At 35.2% G+C, this 17,769-nt stretch carries 10 protein-coding genes and 1 pseudogene; 4 read left to right on the forward strand and 7 right to left on the reverse strand.

Going from position 1 to position 17,769, the window contains the following annotated elements:
- Both PHR76_RS08240 and gyrA read right to left on the reverse strand, forming a co-directional pair.
- Positions 1 to 711: pseudogene (locus tag PHR76_RS08240) on the reverse strand (hypothetical protein); the annotation flags it as partial.
- A 25-nt stretch (positions 712 to 736) separates the two neighbouring features.
- The gene (gyrA, locus tag PHR76_RS08245; protein ID WP_300060847.1) at positions 737 to 3,319 is read right to left on the reverse strand and encodes a DNA gyrase subunit A; all 2,583 of its coding nucleotides are present in this window, start codon (positions 3,317 to 3,319) and stop codon (positions 737 to 739) included.
- Between the two features lie 257 nt (positions 3,320 to 3,576).
- On the opposite strand from gyrA, the gene PHR76_RS08250 reads away from it, so the two are divergent.
- Both PHR76_RS08250 and rimK read left to right on the forward strand, forming a co-directional pair.
- Positions 3,577 to 6,126: an ATP-dependent Clp protease ATP-binding subunit gene (locus PHR76_RS08250; protein WP_300060850.1), complete on the forward strand. Its 2,550-nt coding sequence runs from the start codon at positions 3,577 to 3,579 to the stop codon at positions 6,124 to 6,126.
- 86 nt (positions 6,127 to 6,212) lie between these two features.
- Complete coding sequence (gene rimK / locus PHR76_RS08255; protein WP_300060854.1) at positions 6,213 to 7,583, forward strand: 30S ribosomal protein S6--L-glutamate ligase; 1,371 nt, start codon at positions 6,213 to 6,215, stop codon at positions 7,581 to 7,583.
- A 46-nt stretch (positions 7,584 to 7,629) separates the two neighbouring features.
- Here rimK and PHR76_RS08260 read toward each other — a convergent pair whose 3' ends face one another.
- Together PHR76_RS08260 and hutH are read right to left on the reverse strand one after the other, a co-directional pair.
- The gene (locus tag PHR76_RS08260) at positions 7,630 to 9,324 is read right to left on the reverse strand and encodes a T9SS type A sorting domain-containing protein (RefSeq protein ID WP_300060856.1); all 1,695 of its coding nucleotides are present in this window, start codon (positions 9,322 to 9,324) and stop codon (positions 7,630 to 7,632) included.
- A gap of 54 nt (positions 9,325 to 9,378) precedes the next feature.
- Entirely contained in the window at positions 9,379 to 10,878 is a 1,500-nt protein-coding gene (gene hutH, locus PHR76_RS08265) for a histidine ammonia-lyase (protein WP_300060858.1), read from the reverse strand.
- 116 nt (positions 10,879 to 10,994) lie between these two features.
- On the opposite strand from hutH, the gene PHR76_RS08270 reads away from it, so the two are divergent.
- Positions 10,995 to 12,371 (forward strand): TlpA disulfide reductase family protein, encoded by a 1,377-nt coding sequence (locus PHR76_RS08270; protein WP_300060861.1) that lies wholly within the window; start codon positions 10,995 to 10,997, stop codon positions 12,369 to 12,371.
- 3 nt (positions 12,372 to 12,374) lie between these two features.
- Here the strand turns inward: PHR76_RS08270 and PHR76_RS08275 are convergent, their stop codons facing one another.
- From PHR76_RS08275 to PHR76_RS08285, 3 genes are all read right to left on the reverse strand, one after another.
- Positions 12,375 to 13,874 carry an NAD(P)H-hydrate dehydratase gene (locus tag PHR76_RS08275; RefSeq protein ID WP_300060862.1) on the reverse strand — a complete coding sequence of 500 codons (1,500 nt, stop codon included), beginning with the start codon at positions 13,872 to 13,874 and terminating at the stop codon, positions 12,375 to 12,377.
- 310 nt (positions 13,875 to 14,184) lie between these two features.
- Entirely contained in the window at positions 14,185 to 14,784 is a 600-nt protein-coding gene (locus tag PHR76_RS08280; protein WP_300060865.1) for a GNAT family protein, read from the reverse strand.
- 33 nt (positions 14,785 to 14,817) lie between these two features.
- The gene (locus tag PHR76_RS08285) at positions 14,818 to 15,483 is read right to left on the reverse strand and encodes a uracil-DNA glycosylase (RefSeq protein ID WP_300060868.1); all 666 of its coding nucleotides are present in this window, start codon (positions 15,481 to 15,483) and stop codon (positions 14,818 to 14,820) included.
- Positions 15,484 to 15,596: 113 nt separating this feature from the next.
- Here PHR76_RS08285 and PHR76_RS08290 point away from each other — a divergent pair, with 113 nt between their 5' ends.
- The gene (locus tag PHR76_RS08290; RefSeq protein WP_300060871.1) at positions 15,597 to 17,768 is read left to right on the forward strand and encodes a DNA mismatch repair protein MutS; all 2,172 of its coding nucleotides are present in this window, start codon (positions 15,597 to 15,599) and stop codon (positions 17,766 to 17,768) included.
- Position 17,769: the final 1 nt, after the last annotated feature.

Consider the following 17,769-nt stretch of genomic DNA (forward strand, 5'->3'; position numbering starts at 1 on the left):
TCCGATCTGATAAATTTCTCCACGCATTGAAGCTACTTTTTCATCTCTAGCATTTTCGTGTGAACCAGCCTTAATAAATAAATCACGTTCTGCTTTCGAGCTAAATAAAACTTCTTTTTTGGTTCCTTTATCAACAGCATAATACTCCGTTGCTTTCCCGGTGTAATTCATGTTTTTTAATTGAGCCAAATAGTCGATTGCCGTATCATAATCTTTTGTACGAATTGCACCATTAGCCGCATAATATAAAAAAACAGTGTCTTTTGGACTAATTCTATATGCTTCATACAATTTAACCGTACCTTCTTTGTACCTATCGTTTTTATTGTCTTCTACGGCTGAATTAATCAAATTGTCTTTTACAGACAACAAGGCAATTTCTGCCTGATTGCTATACTTGGATTTCCCAATTGTTTTCTCTAAAGCTATCGCATCTTGATAGGCTTTGGCTGCTCCAACTAGATTAGTTCCAGAATCTACATTGTTTTTTGAAAGTTCAAATAATGCATTCCCTTTTAAATAATAAAATTGTGCTTTTTCTGCATCTCCTGCATTAGCAACCGCTGATTCTGCAGCCATTAACGTATTCTTTACATTATTGGCATCAAAATTCTTAGTTGCTTTTTCCAACGCTTTAAATTGATCTTTTTGGGCTACTGAACCCATACTTAACAATAAAGCAAACGCTGGAATGACGTATCTACTTTTCATGGTAATTTAAATTTATAATTAATATTTATTCTTGGTTTTCATTTTGCTCATCGGTGTTCTCCTCGTCGTTATCAGTTTGTGATTCGTTATCAGCTGATTTTACTTCTTCACTAACATCTTCAAATTCGACTTCTTCTGCTTCTTCTTCTTTCATGACCTTAGTCACGGCGGCAATAGAATCATTTCCTTTGATATTAATAAGACGAACTCCTTGTGTGGCTCTTCCCATAACACGCAAATCAGAAACTTCCATACGAATGGTTAATCCAGATTTGTTAATAATCATTAAATCATCAGCATCTGTTACGGCACTAATTGAAATAAGAGCTCCTGTTTTTTCCGTAATATTTAAGGTTTTCACTCCTTTTCCACCCCGGTTTGTAATTCGGTAAACATCTACGCCATCGTCATCGACTAATTTGGTTCGTTTTCCGTATCCTTTTTCAGTTACCACTAATAATTGTGTGTCGTTAATAAACTCTTTATTTACAGAAACCATGCCAATTACTTCATCTTTCTCATCGGCAAGTGTAATTCCACGAACTCCAGACGCGTTTCTTCCCATCGGACGGGTCTTCCCTTCTTCAAAACGAACTAATTTCCCAGATTTAACCGCTACTAGAATTTGGCTATTTCCGTTTGTTAATTTTGCTTCTAATAATTCATCGTCTTCTTTGATGGTAATCGCTGCAATTCCGTTTTGTCTCGGGCGAGAATATTGTTCTAACGAAGTCTTTTTCACTTGACCTTGTTTAGTAACCATAATCACATAATGATTATTGATATATTCTTCGTTCTTTAAATCTTGGGTACAAATAAACGCTTTTACTTTATCATCATTTTCAATGTTGATTAAGTTTTGAATCGCTCTGCCTTTTGCTGTTTTACTTCCTTCAGGAATTTCATAAACCCGCATCCAGAAACATTTTCCTTTTTGCGTAAAAAACAACATGTATTGGTGATTGGTTGCAACAAATAAATGTTCTAAGAAATCTTGATCTCTTGTCCCCGCACTTTTTTGTCCAACTCCTCCTCTATTTTGAGTTTTATACTCCGATAAGTTGGTTCGTTTAATATAACCCGCATGCGAAATTGTAATAACCACATTTTCATCGGCAATTAAATCTTCAATACTTACATCGCCACCGGCATATTCAATGATAGAACGACGCTCATCACCATATTTATCGCGAATTTCAACTAACTCATCTTTAATTACTTGCATTCGCATTTCTTTGCTAGCTAATAATTCTCTTAAATACGTAATCAATTTCATGATTTCTTCATACTCTGCTCGCAACTTATCTTGTTCAAGACCAGTTAATTGACGTAAACGCATTTCGACAATTGCTCGAGCTTGAATTTCCGAAAGTGAAAAACGCTCAATTAATTTTGATCGGGCCTCGTCTCCGTCTTTTGAACTTCGAATTAAAGCGATTACTTCATCAATATTATCAGAAGCAATGATTAAACCTTCTAAAATATGAGCTCTTTCTTCCGCTTTGCGTAAATCAAATTGAGCTCTTCGAACGACTACTTCATGACGGTGTTCTACAAAATAATGAATCAAATCTTTTAAATTCAACATTTGCGGACGACCTTTCACAAGAGCAATGTTGTTCACACTGAACGAAGATTGCAACTGCGTATACTTATATAAGGTATTTAAAACTACATTTGGAACGGCATCACGCTTCAATTCGTAAACAATACGCATTCCGTTTCTATCGGACTCGTCTCGAATATTTGAAATTCCTTCGATTTTTTTATCATTAACCAAATCAGCAGTTTTTTTAATCATATCTGCTTTATTGACTTGGTATGGAATTTCGGTTACGATAATTGCTTCCCTGCCATTGCTTTCTTCAAAACTCATTTTGGCACGCATCACAATTCGACCACGTCCTGTTTTAAAAGCTTCGCGAACGCCTTCATAACCATAAATGATTCCACCTGTTGGGAAATCGGGAGCTTTGATGTAATCCATCAATTCGTCGATTTCTATTTCTTCATTATCGATATAGGCCAAAATACCATTGACAACTTCTGTTAAATTGTGTGGAGGCATATTTGTTGCCATACCCACCGCAATACCTGAAGCTCCATTTATCAAAAGGTTAGGCACTTTTGTAGGCATTACTTTAGGCTCATAAAGCGTATCGTCAAAATTCAGTTGAAAATCAACGGTTTCTTTTTCGATATCCGCCATGATTTCCTCTGAAATCTTTCGCATTCTAGCTTCTGTATAACGCATTGCTGCCGGACTATCGCCATCTACCGAACCAAAGTTACCTTGACCATCCACAAGCAAATAACGCAAACTCCACTCTTGAGCCATACGAACCATCGCATCATAAACAGAGGTGTCACCATGTGGGTGATACTTTCCAAGCACTTCTCCAACAATTCTGGCCGATTTTTTGTGAGCTCTATTCGAAAAAACTCCTAAATCATACATTCCGTAAAGAACTCTACGGTGTACTGGCTTTAAACCATCTCTAACATCTGGTAAAGCACGTGAAACAATAACTGACATCGAATAATCAATGTAAGCTGATTTCATTTCGTCCTCGATGTTAATAGGAATTAACTTTTCTCCTTCAGACATAAGTATTTATAGATTAAAATTATAATTATTTCAAAACGTGCTAATATACGAATTTTTCTCGCTTTTTAAAGCAAAAGCAAGAAGTAATTTTCATGATTTATTAACAAAAAAGCCTTCTTTTTAGTTTATAATTTAGTAGCACATTCGCTTTTATTATTCATTATTTTTTTGTCAATTAGCTGACAATAGAATGGTATCGGTACAATCTTTGCATTTACCACTCAGATTCACTAAATTTACTTATTAAAAAAAATGCGATGGATGATAATTTTTCTCCAAGAGTCAAAGATGTAATTACCTACAGTAAAGAAGAAGCCTTGCGATTAGGCCATGATTTTATAGGTACAGAACATTTGATGTTAGGAATTTTAAGAGACGGAAACGGAAAAGCAATTACGATACTCAATAATCTAACTATTGATTTAGATTATTTACGAAAAAAAGTGGAAGTGCTTAGTCCGCCAAATCCAAATGCCGAGGTAGGTAATGAAAAGAAAAACCTTCACCTTACCCGTCAAGCGGAACGTGCTTTAAAAACTACTTTTTTAGAAGCCAAAGTCTTTCAAAGTTCTTCGATTAGTACGGCACATCTTTTGCTCTGTATTTTAAGGAACGAAAACGATCCGACGACTAAATTATTAAACAAGCTCAAAATCGATTACGATACGGCTAAAGAACAATATTTAAATATGATACCAAATAACAACGAAGACGAATATAATGACAGCTTTCCTAAAAGCGAATCATTTAATGATGATTCCGGACAAGATGACAGTATAAAAGAAGGCAATTTTAATAATCCCGCCAATAAAACCAATAAAAAATCTAAAACTCCGGTGCTAGATAATTTTGGACGTGATTTAACCGAAATGGCCGAAGAAGGTAAACTCGACCCCGTAGTGGGCCGTGAAAAAGAAATTGAACGCGTTTCGCAAATTCTAAGCCGAAGAAAGAAAAACAATCCGCTTTTAATTGGTGAACCAGGTGTGGGAAAATCAGCAATTGCCGAAGGATTGGCGTTGCGAATTATACAAAAAAAAGTGTCTCGTATTCTTTTTAACAAACGCGTCGTGACCCTTGATTTAGCCAGTTTGGTTGCTGGTACAAAATACCGTGGCCAATTTGAAGAACGGATGAAAGCGGTGATGAATGAATTAGAAAAAAATGACGATATCATTCTTTTTATCGATGAAATTCACACCATCGTTGGTGCTGGTGGAGCAACAGGTTCACTTGATGCATCCAACATGTTTAAACCGGCTTTAGCAAGAGGTGAAATTCAATGTATTGGTGCCACCACGTTGGATGAATACCGACAATATATTGAAAAAGATGGAGCATTAGAAAGACGTTTTCAAAAAGTTATTGTCGAACCAACGACCATTGAAGAAACGATTACTATTTTAAATAACATTAAAGGAAAATATGAAGACCACCATAGTGTGACTTACACGCCAGAAGCGATTGATGCCTGTGTGAAGTTAACAAGTCGCTATATGTCTGACCGCTTTTTACCAGACAAGGCTATTGATGCTTTAGATGAAGCAGGCTCACGCGTTCACATTACCAACATTGATGTACCTATACAAATTTTGGAACTCGAAAAACAATTGGAAGACGTGCGAGTATCTAAAAATACTGTTGTTAAAAAACAAAAATACGAGGAAGCTGCCAAATTACGTGATGATGAAAAACGCATTGAAAAAGAATTAGCAATTGCCCAAGAACAATGGGAAATTGATTCTAAAAACAACCGAATTACCGTTACCGAAGACAATGTAGCCGATGTCGTTTCAATGATGACGGGCATTCCGGTGAACCGTATTGCTCAAACAGAAAGCAATAAATTAGCACATTTACCTGAATTAATTCAAAATAAAGTAATCGGACAAGATGAGGCGGTAAAGAAAGTCGCTCGTTCGATTCAACGGAACCGAGCAGGTTTGAAAGATCCTAATCGCCCAATTGGTTCTTTCATTTTCTTAGGCCAAACTGGTGTTGGAAAAACACAGTTGGCGAAAGTGTTAGCCAAAGAATTATTTGATTCTGAAGATGCTTTAGTTCGTATTGACATGAGTGAATACATGGAGAAATTTGCCATTTCACGATTAGTCGGTGCTCCTCCTGGTTATGTAGGCTATGAAGAAGGCGGTCAATTAACAGAAAAAGTACGTCGCAAACCCTATTGTGTAGTTTTATTAGATGAAATCGAAAAAGCACATCCTGATGTATTTAATATGATGCTGCAAGTGTTGGACGACGGTTATATGACCGACAGTTTAGGTCGTAAAATTGATTTTAGAAATACGATTATCATTATGACTTCTAACGTAGGAGCTCGTCAATTAAAAGATTTTGGACAAGGAGTTGGTTTTGGAACGGCAGCAAAAGTGTCGCAGGCCGATGAACATTCCAAAAGTGTGATTGAAAACGCCTTGAAAAAAACGTTTGCACCCGAATTTTTAAATCGGATTGACGATGTGATTGTATTCAATGCGTTAGAGAAAGAACATATTGATTTAATCATCGAAATTGAATTGAAAAAACTATATGCTCGAATTAAAGATTTAGGTTATTCTTTAAATTTATCAGACAAAGCCAAAGCATTTATTGCAGAAAAAGGATTTGACAGACAATTTGGAGCTCGCCCTTTAAAAAGAGCCATTCAAAAATATGTAGAAGATTCGTTAGCAGAGGAAATAATTACCTCTAAAATTGGCGAAGGCGATGAAATTTTTATGGACATAGAGGACAATGCCGAAGAGTTGACCGTAAAAATTAAAAAAGCAGAAAAACCAACGAGTTAAAAATTATTTTACAATAAAACCACGAATTCACGAATTGTATTTTTCGAGAATACGTGGTTTTTTTTATCTAAATATCTATTACAAAAATGTTAGACAATAAACTTATTCTTGGTAGTGAGGAATGGTGTTCTTTTCCAGAAATTGGTATTCCTATTATCAAAGCTCGTGTTGATTCGGGAGCCAAAACATCGGCACTTCATGCCCTTAATATTAGTCCGTTTTTAAAAGATGGCGAACATTGGGTTAAATTTGACATTAATCCTATTCAAAATAATGTCAAAACCATTATTCATTGTCAAGCACCGTTAATTGATAAACGAATTGTTAAAAGCTCTAGCGGTTTTCGGGAGCAACGATTTGTCATTCAAACGCAATTACAATTGGGTGAATTATCTTGGACAATCGAAATGACCTTAACTAATCGAGATTCCATGGGATTTCGAATGTTGCTAGGTCGCGAAGCCATGAGCGGCAGAGCCTTAGTTGATCCGGAACAAAAATATTTATTAGGCGAAGCAACTCCTGCGAATTTAAAAAATATGTATCCCGAAGTTTTAGCTGAAAAAAGCGGCTTGCGAATTGGCTTATTAGCCAGTAATCCTGAACTCTATAGCAATAAACGAATCATGGAAGCGGGTGAACGCAGAGGCCACGAAATGCAGTTTCTAAACATCAAAGAATGTTATATGCGGTTGGATGCCAATACACCAGAAATTCATTACCGTGGCGGAAAAATACTCACCAATTTTGACGCGGTAATTCCACGAATTCGTCCCAACATCACGTTTTATGGTTGTGCATTAACGAGACAATTTGAAGCTTTGAAAGTATTTTGTCTGAATTCATCTTCTGCTATTACACAATCACGGGATAAATTATATTCCTTGCAATTGCTTTTAAATCATGGTATTGATATTCCAACAACGGGGTTTGCAAATTCACCCTTAGATACCGATGATTTGATTAAGATGGTTGGCGGAACGCCCTTGATTGTGAAGCTTTTAGAAGGAACACAAGGAAAAGGAGTTGTTTTGGCAGAAACTAAAAAAGCAGCCGAATCGGTTATCAATGCATTTAAAAGTTTGAATGCCAATATTTTAGTACAAGAGTTTATTAAAGAGGCCAACGGAAAGGATTTGCGGTTGTTTGTTATTGACGGAAAAGTAGTGGCAACAATACAACGGGAAGCGTTGGCGGGCGAATTTAGAGCCAACATCCATTTGGGCGGAACAGCTTCTGTTATCAAGCCTACAAAAGAAGAAAAAATAATTGCCATTAAAGCCGCAAAAGCCATGGGATTAAAAGTGGCGGGTGTGGATATTATCCGCTCTAGCAAAGGACCGCTTTTATTAGAAGTGAATTCATCTCCCGGTTTAGAAGGAATTGAAGGAGCAACTAATAAAGATATTGCTGCTGAAATGATTAAAGCGATTGAAAAGAATTTTAAGATGAAGTAAAACATAAAAAAGACCGAAATAGTTTATACATTTTCGGTCTTTAAGTTTAAAATGATTTTACAATTTTTTTTATGGTTTTTTTATGGTTTATAAATTCGATTTCTACCAAATAAACTCCACGCTGTAACGTATTTAAATTTACTTGAAAACGTTCGGAATTAACACTTAAATAGCTTTTCACTTCTTTTCCAAGTAGATCAAATAGCTTAATTGTTTTTATTTTATTTGGATAATCAAAAGCTACATAATCTTGAAAAGGATTGGGATAAATAACACCCTGCTTTTCACTTATTTCATTAATTGATAAATTTTCTAAGGAGAATTTACTCAAAAAATTGTCGCTTTCGTTGTTATATTCATTAATAAAGGAGTCGGGTGTGCTTAGGTTCTCATTGTTTGTGTTTCCTAACAAATAAAAACCGTTCGCTGTAAACATCGCGTTACGCCCACCATCACCATTTTCTAGACCAAAATAGGTTCCCCATAATTTATATCCAGCAAGATTATATTTCATAACAAACGCATCTGTATCACCTAAAGTTAATTCTTGTTTATAGCTTCCGGGTGTGCCCATTTCACTTAAACTTGACGTTCCAGTGACATATAAATCATCCTCATGAAGCACTATAGAAGAAGACAAAGTATGACTGAAAACATTTGGATTTGCTCGGCCTGAATAGGTGCTCCATTCAATTGCTCCGGTAGAAGTCATCTTAGAAATAAGAAAAGAAAAACTTCCGCCTATATCTTCTTGAAAAGCTCCAGGAGTGGCAAGGTTATTATTACTTGTTGCAAAACAAAAATATAATTCGTTATTTTTCCCTACAAGGTGATTACTTCCTAAAGCAAAATCCTGAGCTATACCTCCAAAATAGGTTCCCCAAATTCTGTTGCCCTCAAAATCAAATTTAGCTAAAAATAAATCGGCACCAGAATCAGCCGTTTCTTTATGACTCCCGGTTGTACTATAAAAAGTAAACCCACTCGCTTCATTTGAAAAAACCATTCCCATTAAGTAAATCCCTTCTGAACAGACAACAATATTTCTAAGAAAACTTAAATTATTAGGTCCATAATAGGTTGCCCAAATTTTATTTCCTAAACTATCTAACTTTGCTATAAAAGGCAAAGCAAATCCTTCTTCGTTAAATTCTTTAAAGGAGTTTGGCGTTGCTAAATTGGTCGTGCTTCTGCTCTCGCCTACTAGATAAATATCATCTTGTTCTGAAAGAGAGAGGTTAAATAAATTATCTGATAAATTGCCTCCTATACATTTACTCCAAATAAAATCTCCATTTGTAGTCAACTTGGCAACATATCCATCATTGATTCCGTTTAAGCTATTGGAAGAAATAATATTTCCATCTGTACTCCCAGTTGTTCCTATGATAAAAAGATGGTTGTCTTTTATTTTAAGATGGGTAATATTATCATTTTCAGTCCCACCATAATTTCTAAACCAAATCAAATCTCCGTCAGAGTCAAATTTTGCGATGAAACCATCTAAATTACCATGATGATTATATAAAGAGTCGTCATCGCTGTATAAATCAAATTGACTTTGAATTGAACCAACAATATAAATATGATTTAACTCATCTATAGCCGAATTTAACACCGTTAAATCATTGCTTTCTGAGTGAAAATAAGTACACCATTTTAGAGAATAATCAAAGTTTTCAAATTGAGCATGAGAAAAAAAAGGAACGGTTAAAAGAATTAATTTCAAAAGATTTTTCATATCCAATAAGTTAATATACATATATATATAAAATGAAATTGAATTTTCCTATAACTAGTCTACTTCAATCTCAAAACTCCTCAAAAAAGCAATCGTTTTTTCGATATCATAATGCAAAATACGATCTTCTTTGACAAAAGAAACTTCTTCGCGATAAGATTTGATAAACATTTCTATAAAATCACTTGATTTCAATGGTCTTCTAAACTCCAAAGCTTGTGAAGCATTCATCAATTCAATAGCTAAAATACGTTCAAGGTTTTCAACGACTTTCAAACATTTAGTCGCTGCATTGGCTCCCATCGACACATGGTCTTCTTGTCCATTGCTGGAAACAATACTATCAATACTGGCTGGAGTGGCCAATTGTTTATTTTGACTTACGATGCTCGCCGCTGTGTATTGCGGAATCATAAATCCAGAATTCAGTCCCGGATTATCTACTAAAAACGCGGGTAAACCCCGTAATCCTGCAATCAACTGATAGGTTCTTCTTTCGGAGATACTTCCTAATTCTGCCAACGCAATGGCTAGAAAATCTAGCGGAAGTGCAAGCGGTTGACCGTGAAAATTTCCACCAGAAACAATCAAATCTTCACCCACAAAAATATTTGGATTATCGGTAACCGAATTAATCTCTGTTTTAAAAACACGTCGCACATATTCAATTGTATCCTTTGAGGCTCCATGAACTTGCGGCATACAGCGGAAAGAATACGGATCTTGCACATGTTGTTTGGGTTGACTAATAATTTGACTTCCTTCTAAAAAATCAGTGATTTGTTGAGCCGTTTCAATTTGTCCTTTGTGCGGACGAACCAAATGAATTAATTCATGAAATGGCTCAATTCTTCCATCAAAACCTTCTAAAGAAATGGTTCCGATTAAATCGGCTAAATACGATAATTTAGAAGATTTTAGTAGAATATAAACGCCATAAGCACTCATAAACTGCGTTCCGTTTAATAAAGCTAATCCTTCTTTGGATTGCAATACAATCGGTTGCCAACTATAATGAGCCAGCACCTCTTTTGACCACACTTTTTTTCCTTCAAAATAGACTTCACCTTCGCCCAATAAAGGTAAGCTTAAATGAGCTAACGGAGCCAAATCGCCAGAAGCTCCTAAGGAACCTTGCGTATAAATTACCGGCAAAATGTTTCGGTTATAAAATTCGATTAATCGTTCTACCGTTTCTAACTGAACGCCTGAATTTCCATAACTCAACGATTGAATTTTTAGCAAAAGCATCAGCTTCACAATGGGTTGCGGCACTTCATCTCCTGTTCCGCATGCATGCGATTTTACTAAATTCTCTTGTAAAAGAGTTAGGTTTTCGTTTGAAATAATGACATTACATAGCGACCCAAAACCCGTGTTAATTCCGTAGATGGGTGCGTCATGTTTACGCATTTTTTCGTCTAAATAATTTCGGCATTTCTGAATGTTCACTTTGGCTTCTTCAGATAGAGCCAATGCTTTATTTTCAATTATAATTTGATTGATAACGTCCAAAGTAAGTACATCGGAACAGATATAATGATGATGATCCATTTATTGATTGGTTGAGTTTTCAAAATTCCGCAAACGTTTGCATAAAAACAAAAGAAATACCTTTTATTTAATAACAATCGAACAATTTCAGTATTTTTAAACCAAATTTTAAACAAATGAAAAATATCCTCTTCCTTTTTAGTTTGATTTGCGTTGTGGCTTGTCAAAAAAACGAACAATTTACCCTTCTTTCTGGAACGATTCAAAATGCTGATTCTACTAAAATTACGTTAGAAGGAATTAACTTTTCAAAAGAAATTTCAATGAAAAACGGAATTTTTGCGGATACCTTGACCTTGCCTTATGAAGGATTGTATAACCTGATTTTGAATGATGAAAATATGTTTTTTATTTATCTTGAAAACGGTTTTCAATTGAATTTTGTGACGGAAAGCGACGATTTTTATCAAAAAATGAACTTTACAGGAACGGGCAGTGCCGAAAACAATTTTTTAGTCCTAAAAAGAACCGTCGAACAAAAAACATACGGCCTTCTTACCTCGCGTGCAGAAGCCATAAAAGTATATTCGGTTGATGAAAACGCTTTTTTAGCGAAAGGGGATTTATATAAAAAGGAAATGAATCAACGCATTAAAGATTCTAAAATTCCAAATTCCAAGTTTTTAGCGACAGAAACAAAAGACATCGACTTTTATATCTTAAAAATGAATGATAATTTTCCGCGTTACCATGCTTTTTTCACTGAAAATCCTGATTTTAAACCTAGTGCTAATTTTCCAAAATTAACGGCGGATTTTAATATGGATGACGAAACGCTTTACCTCAATTCATTTTCTTATCAAACCTTAACTTCTGTGGCTTTTCAGGAATATATGTATGATGAATCAGATGATAAATCCTTGCCGATAGAAAAAGGTTTTGCAAAATTAAAAACCTTATCGAGTAAACGCATTCAAAGTGATTTGGTTAAAATGATGAGTTATGAATTTAATGGAGAGACGCCAAATTTAGAAGCGGTTTATAAAGAGATGATGGCTTATGCGGTGGATGAGCAATTTAAAAAGAAAATCACAGAAAAATTTGAAATTCTAAAAAACATTACCAAAGGCTCTCCCTCTCCTACTTTTGATTATGAAAATGTGAATGGTGGAACAACTTCCTTAGAAAGTTTAAAAGGTAAATTGGTATATATTGATGTTTGGGCAACTTGGTGCGGACCTTGTATTGGTGAAATTCCAGCTTTAAAAGAAGTTGAAAAAACCTACCATGGAAAGAACATTGAATTCGTAAGTATCTCGATTGATGACCGAAAAGACCATGAAAAATGGAAAAAAATGGTAGCTGATAAAGAGCTAAAAGGCATTCAGTTGTTTGCCGATGCAGATTGGAAATCTGATTTTGTAAAAAAATATGCTATTGATGGAATTCCGAGGTTTATACTCTTAGATGCAGAAGGCAAAATTGTCAATGCCGATGCTCCACGACCATCTGACCCTAAATTAATTGATTTGTTAACAAAAAACGGTTTGTAAAGACTAATTTGAATTCAATTCTAAGAAAGCTTTACCTAAATAATGGATAATATCAGAAGCAATAAAACTTTCGTGACCTATTTCTGGCACCGCTAGGTTGGCTGTTTTTCCGTGTAAATAAACGCCAATTAATGCGGCATCAAAAGCGGTATAACCTTGTGCACGAAGACTCGTAATCATTCCAGATAACACATCGCCACTTCCACCGGTAGCTAACGCTTGATTTCCAGTTGGATTCACAAAAACCGTTTTGTCGCTGATGATTAAGGTATATGCTCCTTTTATCAATACAACCAGTTGATATTGTTGGGCTAATTGTTGTGTTTTTTTAATTTTATCAAAATCATCTTGCCAAGTGCCGATCAAACGTTCTAATTCTTTGGGATGTGGCGTTAAAATAGAATTTTCAGGAAGTAATGTCAACCACTCCGGATGCGTGGCCAGTATATTTAAACCATCGGCATCAATCAGTACTGGCAATTTGTTCTTTAACAAAAAATCATAAAAAGCGGCAATTGTTTCTTCTTCTTGGCCAATTCCCATTCCGATTCCGATGGCTTTGGGCGTAAACTCAAAATCAATTTGGGTGATTTTTTTATCATTCTCATCTGTAATCACCATGGCTTCTGGCGAAGCTGTTTGCAGGATTTCATAGCCGCATTTTGGAATAAATACTGTGGCTAATCCACAGCCTGAACGTAAAGCGGCTTGAGCGGCTAACACCATCGAACCTATTTTTCCATAACTTCCTCCAATTAATAAAGCGTGGCCTTGGGTTCCTTTATGTGAAAATTTAGCAATTGGATGATATCTTTTTTTGACTTCCTTCACATCGGCATAAAAAAACGAGGTTGGTGTTTTATCGATTGCTTTGGAGTCAAGTTCAATATTTAAAATAACAATTTCAGTCACAAATGCTTCGTTTTCTGGCATAAAAAAAGCAAGTTTTGGAAATTGAAAGGTTAAAATTACATCCGATTGAATCGCTAATTCCGTTTTTCTAGTTAAAAAAAGACCAGAAGGAACATCAATAGCCACTTTAAAACTAGGTTGCTCATTTAATTTTTGAATGATTTTTTGCACCCAAGGAGCGAGTTCACGCGTGAGACCAATTCCAAAAATGGCATCAATAATAATGTCTTGATGGTCTATGGTTGGAAAAGTAGCCGATTCATCCAATAAAGTATGGTTTAAATTTACTTCTTTTAAGCGTTGCAGATTTGTTTTAAAATCTTCGGAATACGACGTGGCAAAAGGAATAACATACACTTGCACCGAAAAGTAATTTTGTTTTAATAAACGAGCAACTACGAGTCCATCACCGCCATTATTTCCAACACCACAAAACAGATGAAACACTTTCTTTTTATCTGAAAAATGATTCACTATCCACAAAAAAACTTGAAGAGCGGCCCGTTCCATCAATTCTAACGAAGTGATTTGTTGCTGCTCCATCGTTAATCGATCTAGTTCATGGATGTTTTTTGAATCAAAGATTTTCATGATTTTGTCTCCTCGTAAAAATTAACTGGTAAGCAATGGAAAGGCTTTGAGTTGAAATTCCGCTAGCAGTTGCACAAATAAATTTGGCATCACACTTTGCTCAATCAAATTTACAGAATTATTAAATAGGTTAAACACTTTCTGTTTGAATTTTAAAAAATGCTTCACGATTTACTCTTACAAAATAGAAAACAATTCTTACAAAAACGGAGGGCTTAAAAACATAAACTATAAAAATTTGCGGATTAGCGGTTAACATATAAAATCCCGTGAAACGGAAATTCAAACACAGTCCAACTTAGATGCATGCCTAAAGCGAGCACAACTTTCTCAAATTCTCTTTCACACTTTGCTCCCATTCCGCTTTCAAAATACTCAGTACAATACTACTTCGTCGTTCACCATTTGGTTTTACTCCGTTACTTCGCAAAACACCTTCTTCCACACAACCAATTCGTTTCATGGCAGCAATGCTTCGTTTATTTTGCTCATCAGCACGAAATTCAACCCGTTCCATTTGCATAATTCTAAAAGCAAAATCGAGCAATAATAACTTACATTGCTGATTCAAACCTGTTCCTTGAAATGCTTTACCATACCAAGTAAATCCCAATTGAAGCGATTGAGCAGCCAATTGAATATCATAAAATCGTGTGCATCCCGCAATCGCGTCACGGGTTTTATCATAAACCACAAAAGCATATTCTCGCTGGTTTTCTCGCCCTTCTAAAGCCAACTGAAGGTACTTTTGCAGGGCCAGCTCATTACTCGCAGGAACCAATGAATAGGTCCACAGTTCGGGTTCTTCTTTTGAAAAATGAACTAACAAATCATAATCTTCTGCAGATAATGGTCGCAATTGAACCCTATCATTTTCCAGAATATAGGAAGTTTTAAAATCAAATGCCATAGCTATAATCTTAATTGAATTAAATATAATCTTTTACCAATCGATTGGTTTTATGTTCAAATTGGTTAAAATCGCATTGGTTTTACTAAAATGTTTATTGCCAAACCAAAAACCGCGATTGGCACTCAATGGCGAAGGATGTCCCGCCTCCAAAACAAAGTGATTCTCTCTGTCAATTTGCTTTCCTTTTTTATGAGCAAATCCGCCCCAAAGCAAAAAGACAACATCCTTTTTTTCAGTCGAGATAAGCTTGATAACCGCATCTGTAAACTCTTCCCAGCCTTGCCCTTGATGACTTCCTGCTTCACCCTCGCGAACGGATAATGTGGCATTTAATAATAAAACACCTTGTTTGGCCCAGCGTTCTAAATTTCCAGAAATGGGAATGGGTACGTTTAAATCATTTTCTAATTCTTTAAAAATATTTCGCAAGGAGGGCGGAAAAGCTACGCCATCATAAACCGAAAAACATAAACCGTTTGCCTGACCAAAACCGTGATACGGATCTTGCCCAATGAGAACTACCTTAACGTTTTCCCAGGTACAAGAAGCAAAAGCTTCAAAAATAAAATCTTTATTGGGATAGCATCGTTGTGTTGCATATTCTTGCTCCAAAAAGTTTTGTAATTGAATAAAATAAGGCTTTGAGGTCTCTAAAGCTAATTTACTTTGCCAAGAAAATGGTAATTCTAGATTCATTGGTACTCATTTTTCACAAAGTTAGGAATACTTTTAAGAAAACATCAACAAAAGTCCAACACCATTACAGAAAAATTATCGCTAAATTTGCGTAAAATTGCGATACTACATACATGATTTCTATTACCGAAAAAACAAGAAAAGATTTAGAATTTGATACCGTTTTACAAACTGTTTCAGACCGTTGTCATACCGAAATTGGTAAAGAAAAAGCATTGGCAATTGTACCGTTCTCCACAAAAGAACGCTTGATGGAAGCCTTATGGCAGACGTCTGAATATTTGTCTTCTTTTTCTAATAACAACGCCTTACCTAACCACGGCTTTGAGTCGGTTACCAAAGAAATAAAGTTTATCGGAATTGAAGATAGTTTTTTAGAAGTGGGTAGTTTTCAAAAAATTGCACAATTATCGGAAACGGCAAATACATTGCTTTTGTTTTTAAAAAAATTCAGCGATTATTATCCCACGTTAAACCAACGGGCTTTAGAAGTAGAATACACTAAATTTATCGTACAAAAAATTGAGGAAGTGGTAGACAAATACGGTGAAATTAAAAATAATGCTTCTGCTGATTTAATTCATATTCGAAAAGAAATGAGTGTGGTTCGCGGCAAAGTGAATCAAAGTTTCGGAATGGCATTAAGTCAATATCAGTCGTTAGGATATCTCGATGATATTAAAGAAAGTTTTGTTGAAAACCGTCGTGTTTTAGCGGTTTTGGCCATGTACAGACGAAAAGTTAAAGGAAGTATTTTAGGAAGCTCAAAAACAGGAAGCATTGCCTATATTGAACCGGAAGCAACCTTGCGATATTCTAGAGAATTAAGCAATTTAGAATATGAAGAACGAGAAGAAATTACGCGAATTTTAAAACAATTGACCAATGCGATTCGTCCGTATAAAGAGCTTTTAAATCAGTACCAAGACTTTCTGAGTGATATTGATGTGATTGCTGGAAAAGCAAAATATGCTTTTAAAATCAATGCTATTCTACCAACAATTACGACAGAAAAAAGATTGTTTTTTAGAGATGCCTATCATCCTATTTTATATTTAAATAATACTAATAAAGGCGAGAAAACGTTTCCGCAAACTATTGAATTAGATAATACGAGTCGGATTATTGTTATTTCTGGTCCGAATGCGGGTGGAAAAACCATCTCCCTAAAAACTATCGGATTATTACAATTAATGCTTCAAAGTGGTTTGTTAATTCCGGTTCATGAACGAAGCGAAACCTTTATTTTTGATCGTATTTTAACTGATATTGGCGATAATCAATCTATAGAAAATCACTTAAGTACGTATAGTTATCGCTTGAAAAACATGAACTACTTTTTGAAAAAGTGCAATGCAAAAACACTGTTTTTAATTGATGAATTCGGAACTGGTTCTGACCCCGAATTGGGTGGAGCATTAGCAGAAATTTTTCTAGAAGAATTTTATCATCGGGAAGCGTTTGGTATTATTACGACGCATTATTCCAACTTGAAAATATTAGCCAACGAACTCCCCTTTGCTTCTAATGCCAATATGCTTTTTGATGAAAAGACGTTAGAGCCGCTGTATCAACTAATTTTAGGCCAAGCGGGAAGTTCTTTTACATTTGAAGTCGCTCAAAAAAACGGAATTCCGTATGGATTAATTAATCGAGCGAAGAAAAAAATTGAAGGCGGCAAAATACGATTTGATAAAACCATTGCTACGTTACAAAAAGAACGTTCAAAAATGGAAAAAACAGCTACCAATTTAAAGGAAGAAGAAAGCAAAGCCCGTGAGGAAGGTAAGAAAATGGAAACCATCAATGCCAAAATTCAAGATAAACTTGAGCGTTATCAGGAATTATACGATTCGAATCAGCGGTTGATTTACATGGGCCAGAAAGTAGATGATTTAGCTGTAAAATATTTTCAAAATAAAGATAAAAAAGTGTTGATTGGTGAGTTATTAAAAGTGATAGAAATAGAAAATGCCAAGCGGAAAAAAGTTTCTGCAAAAGAAATAAAAGAAAAGGAAATCGTTCAAAAACAAATAGTTGAAGAAGTTACGGTTAAAGTAGACGAAATTAGACAAGACAAAAAAGAAAAAAAAATAAAAGCTCAAAAAGTAGCTGCCGAAAAACCAAAAGTAGTGCTTAAAGTCGGTGATCGCGTGCGAATGATTGATGGCAAAGCAGTGGGAACTCTAGATAATATTGAAAAAAACAAAGCAACTGTAAATTATGGTGTGTTTACCTCGAAAGTAAGTTTAGATAATTTAGAATTTGTAGAAGCAAAAAAATAAA

The organism is Flavobacterium sp. (assembly GCF_028689845.1).
Taxonomy (GTDB): domain Bacteria; phylum Bacteroidota; class Bacteroidia; order Flavobacteriales; family Flavobacteriaceae; genus Flavobacterium.

Coding starts and splice junctions, on each gene's coding strand:
- rimK (WP_300060854.1), top strand. CDS start 6,213: ATGTTAGACAATAAACTTATTCTTGGTAGTGAGGAATGGTGTTCTTTT.
- PHR76_RS08285 (WP_300060868.1), bottom strand. CDS start 15,483: ATGAATCTAGAATTACCATTTTCTTGGCAAAGTAAATTAGCTTTAGAG.
- PHR76_RS08280 (WP_300060865.1), bottom strand. CDS start 14,784: ATGGCATTTGATTTTAAAACTTCCTATATTCTGGAAAATGATAGGGTT.
- PHR76_RS08290 (WP_300060871.1), top strand. CDS start 15,597: ATGATTTCTATTACCGAAAAAACAAGAAAAGATTTAGAATTTGATACC.
- PHR76_RS08270 (WP_300060861.1), top strand. CDS start 10,995: ATGAAAAATATCCTCTTCCTTTTTAGTTTGATTTGCGTTGTGGCTTGT.
- PHR76_RS08275 (WP_300060862.1), bottom strand. CDS start 13,874: ATGAAAATCTTTGATTCAAAAAACATCCATGAACTAGATCGATTAACG.
- PHR76_RS08260 (WP_300060856.1), bottom strand. CDS start 9,324: ATGAAAAATCTTTTGAAATTAATTCTTTTAACCGTTCCTTTTTTTTCT.
- hutH (WP_300060858.1), bottom strand. CDS start 10,878: ATGGATCATCATCATTATATCTGTTCCGATGTACTTACTTTGGACGTT.
- gyrA (WP_300060847.1), bottom strand. CDS start 3,319: ATGTCTGAAGGAGAAAAGTTAATTCCTATTAACATCGAGGACGAAATG.
- PHR76_RS08250 (WP_300060850.1), top strand. CDS start 3,577: ATGGATGATAATTTTTCTCCAAGAGTCAAAGATGTAATTACCTACAGT.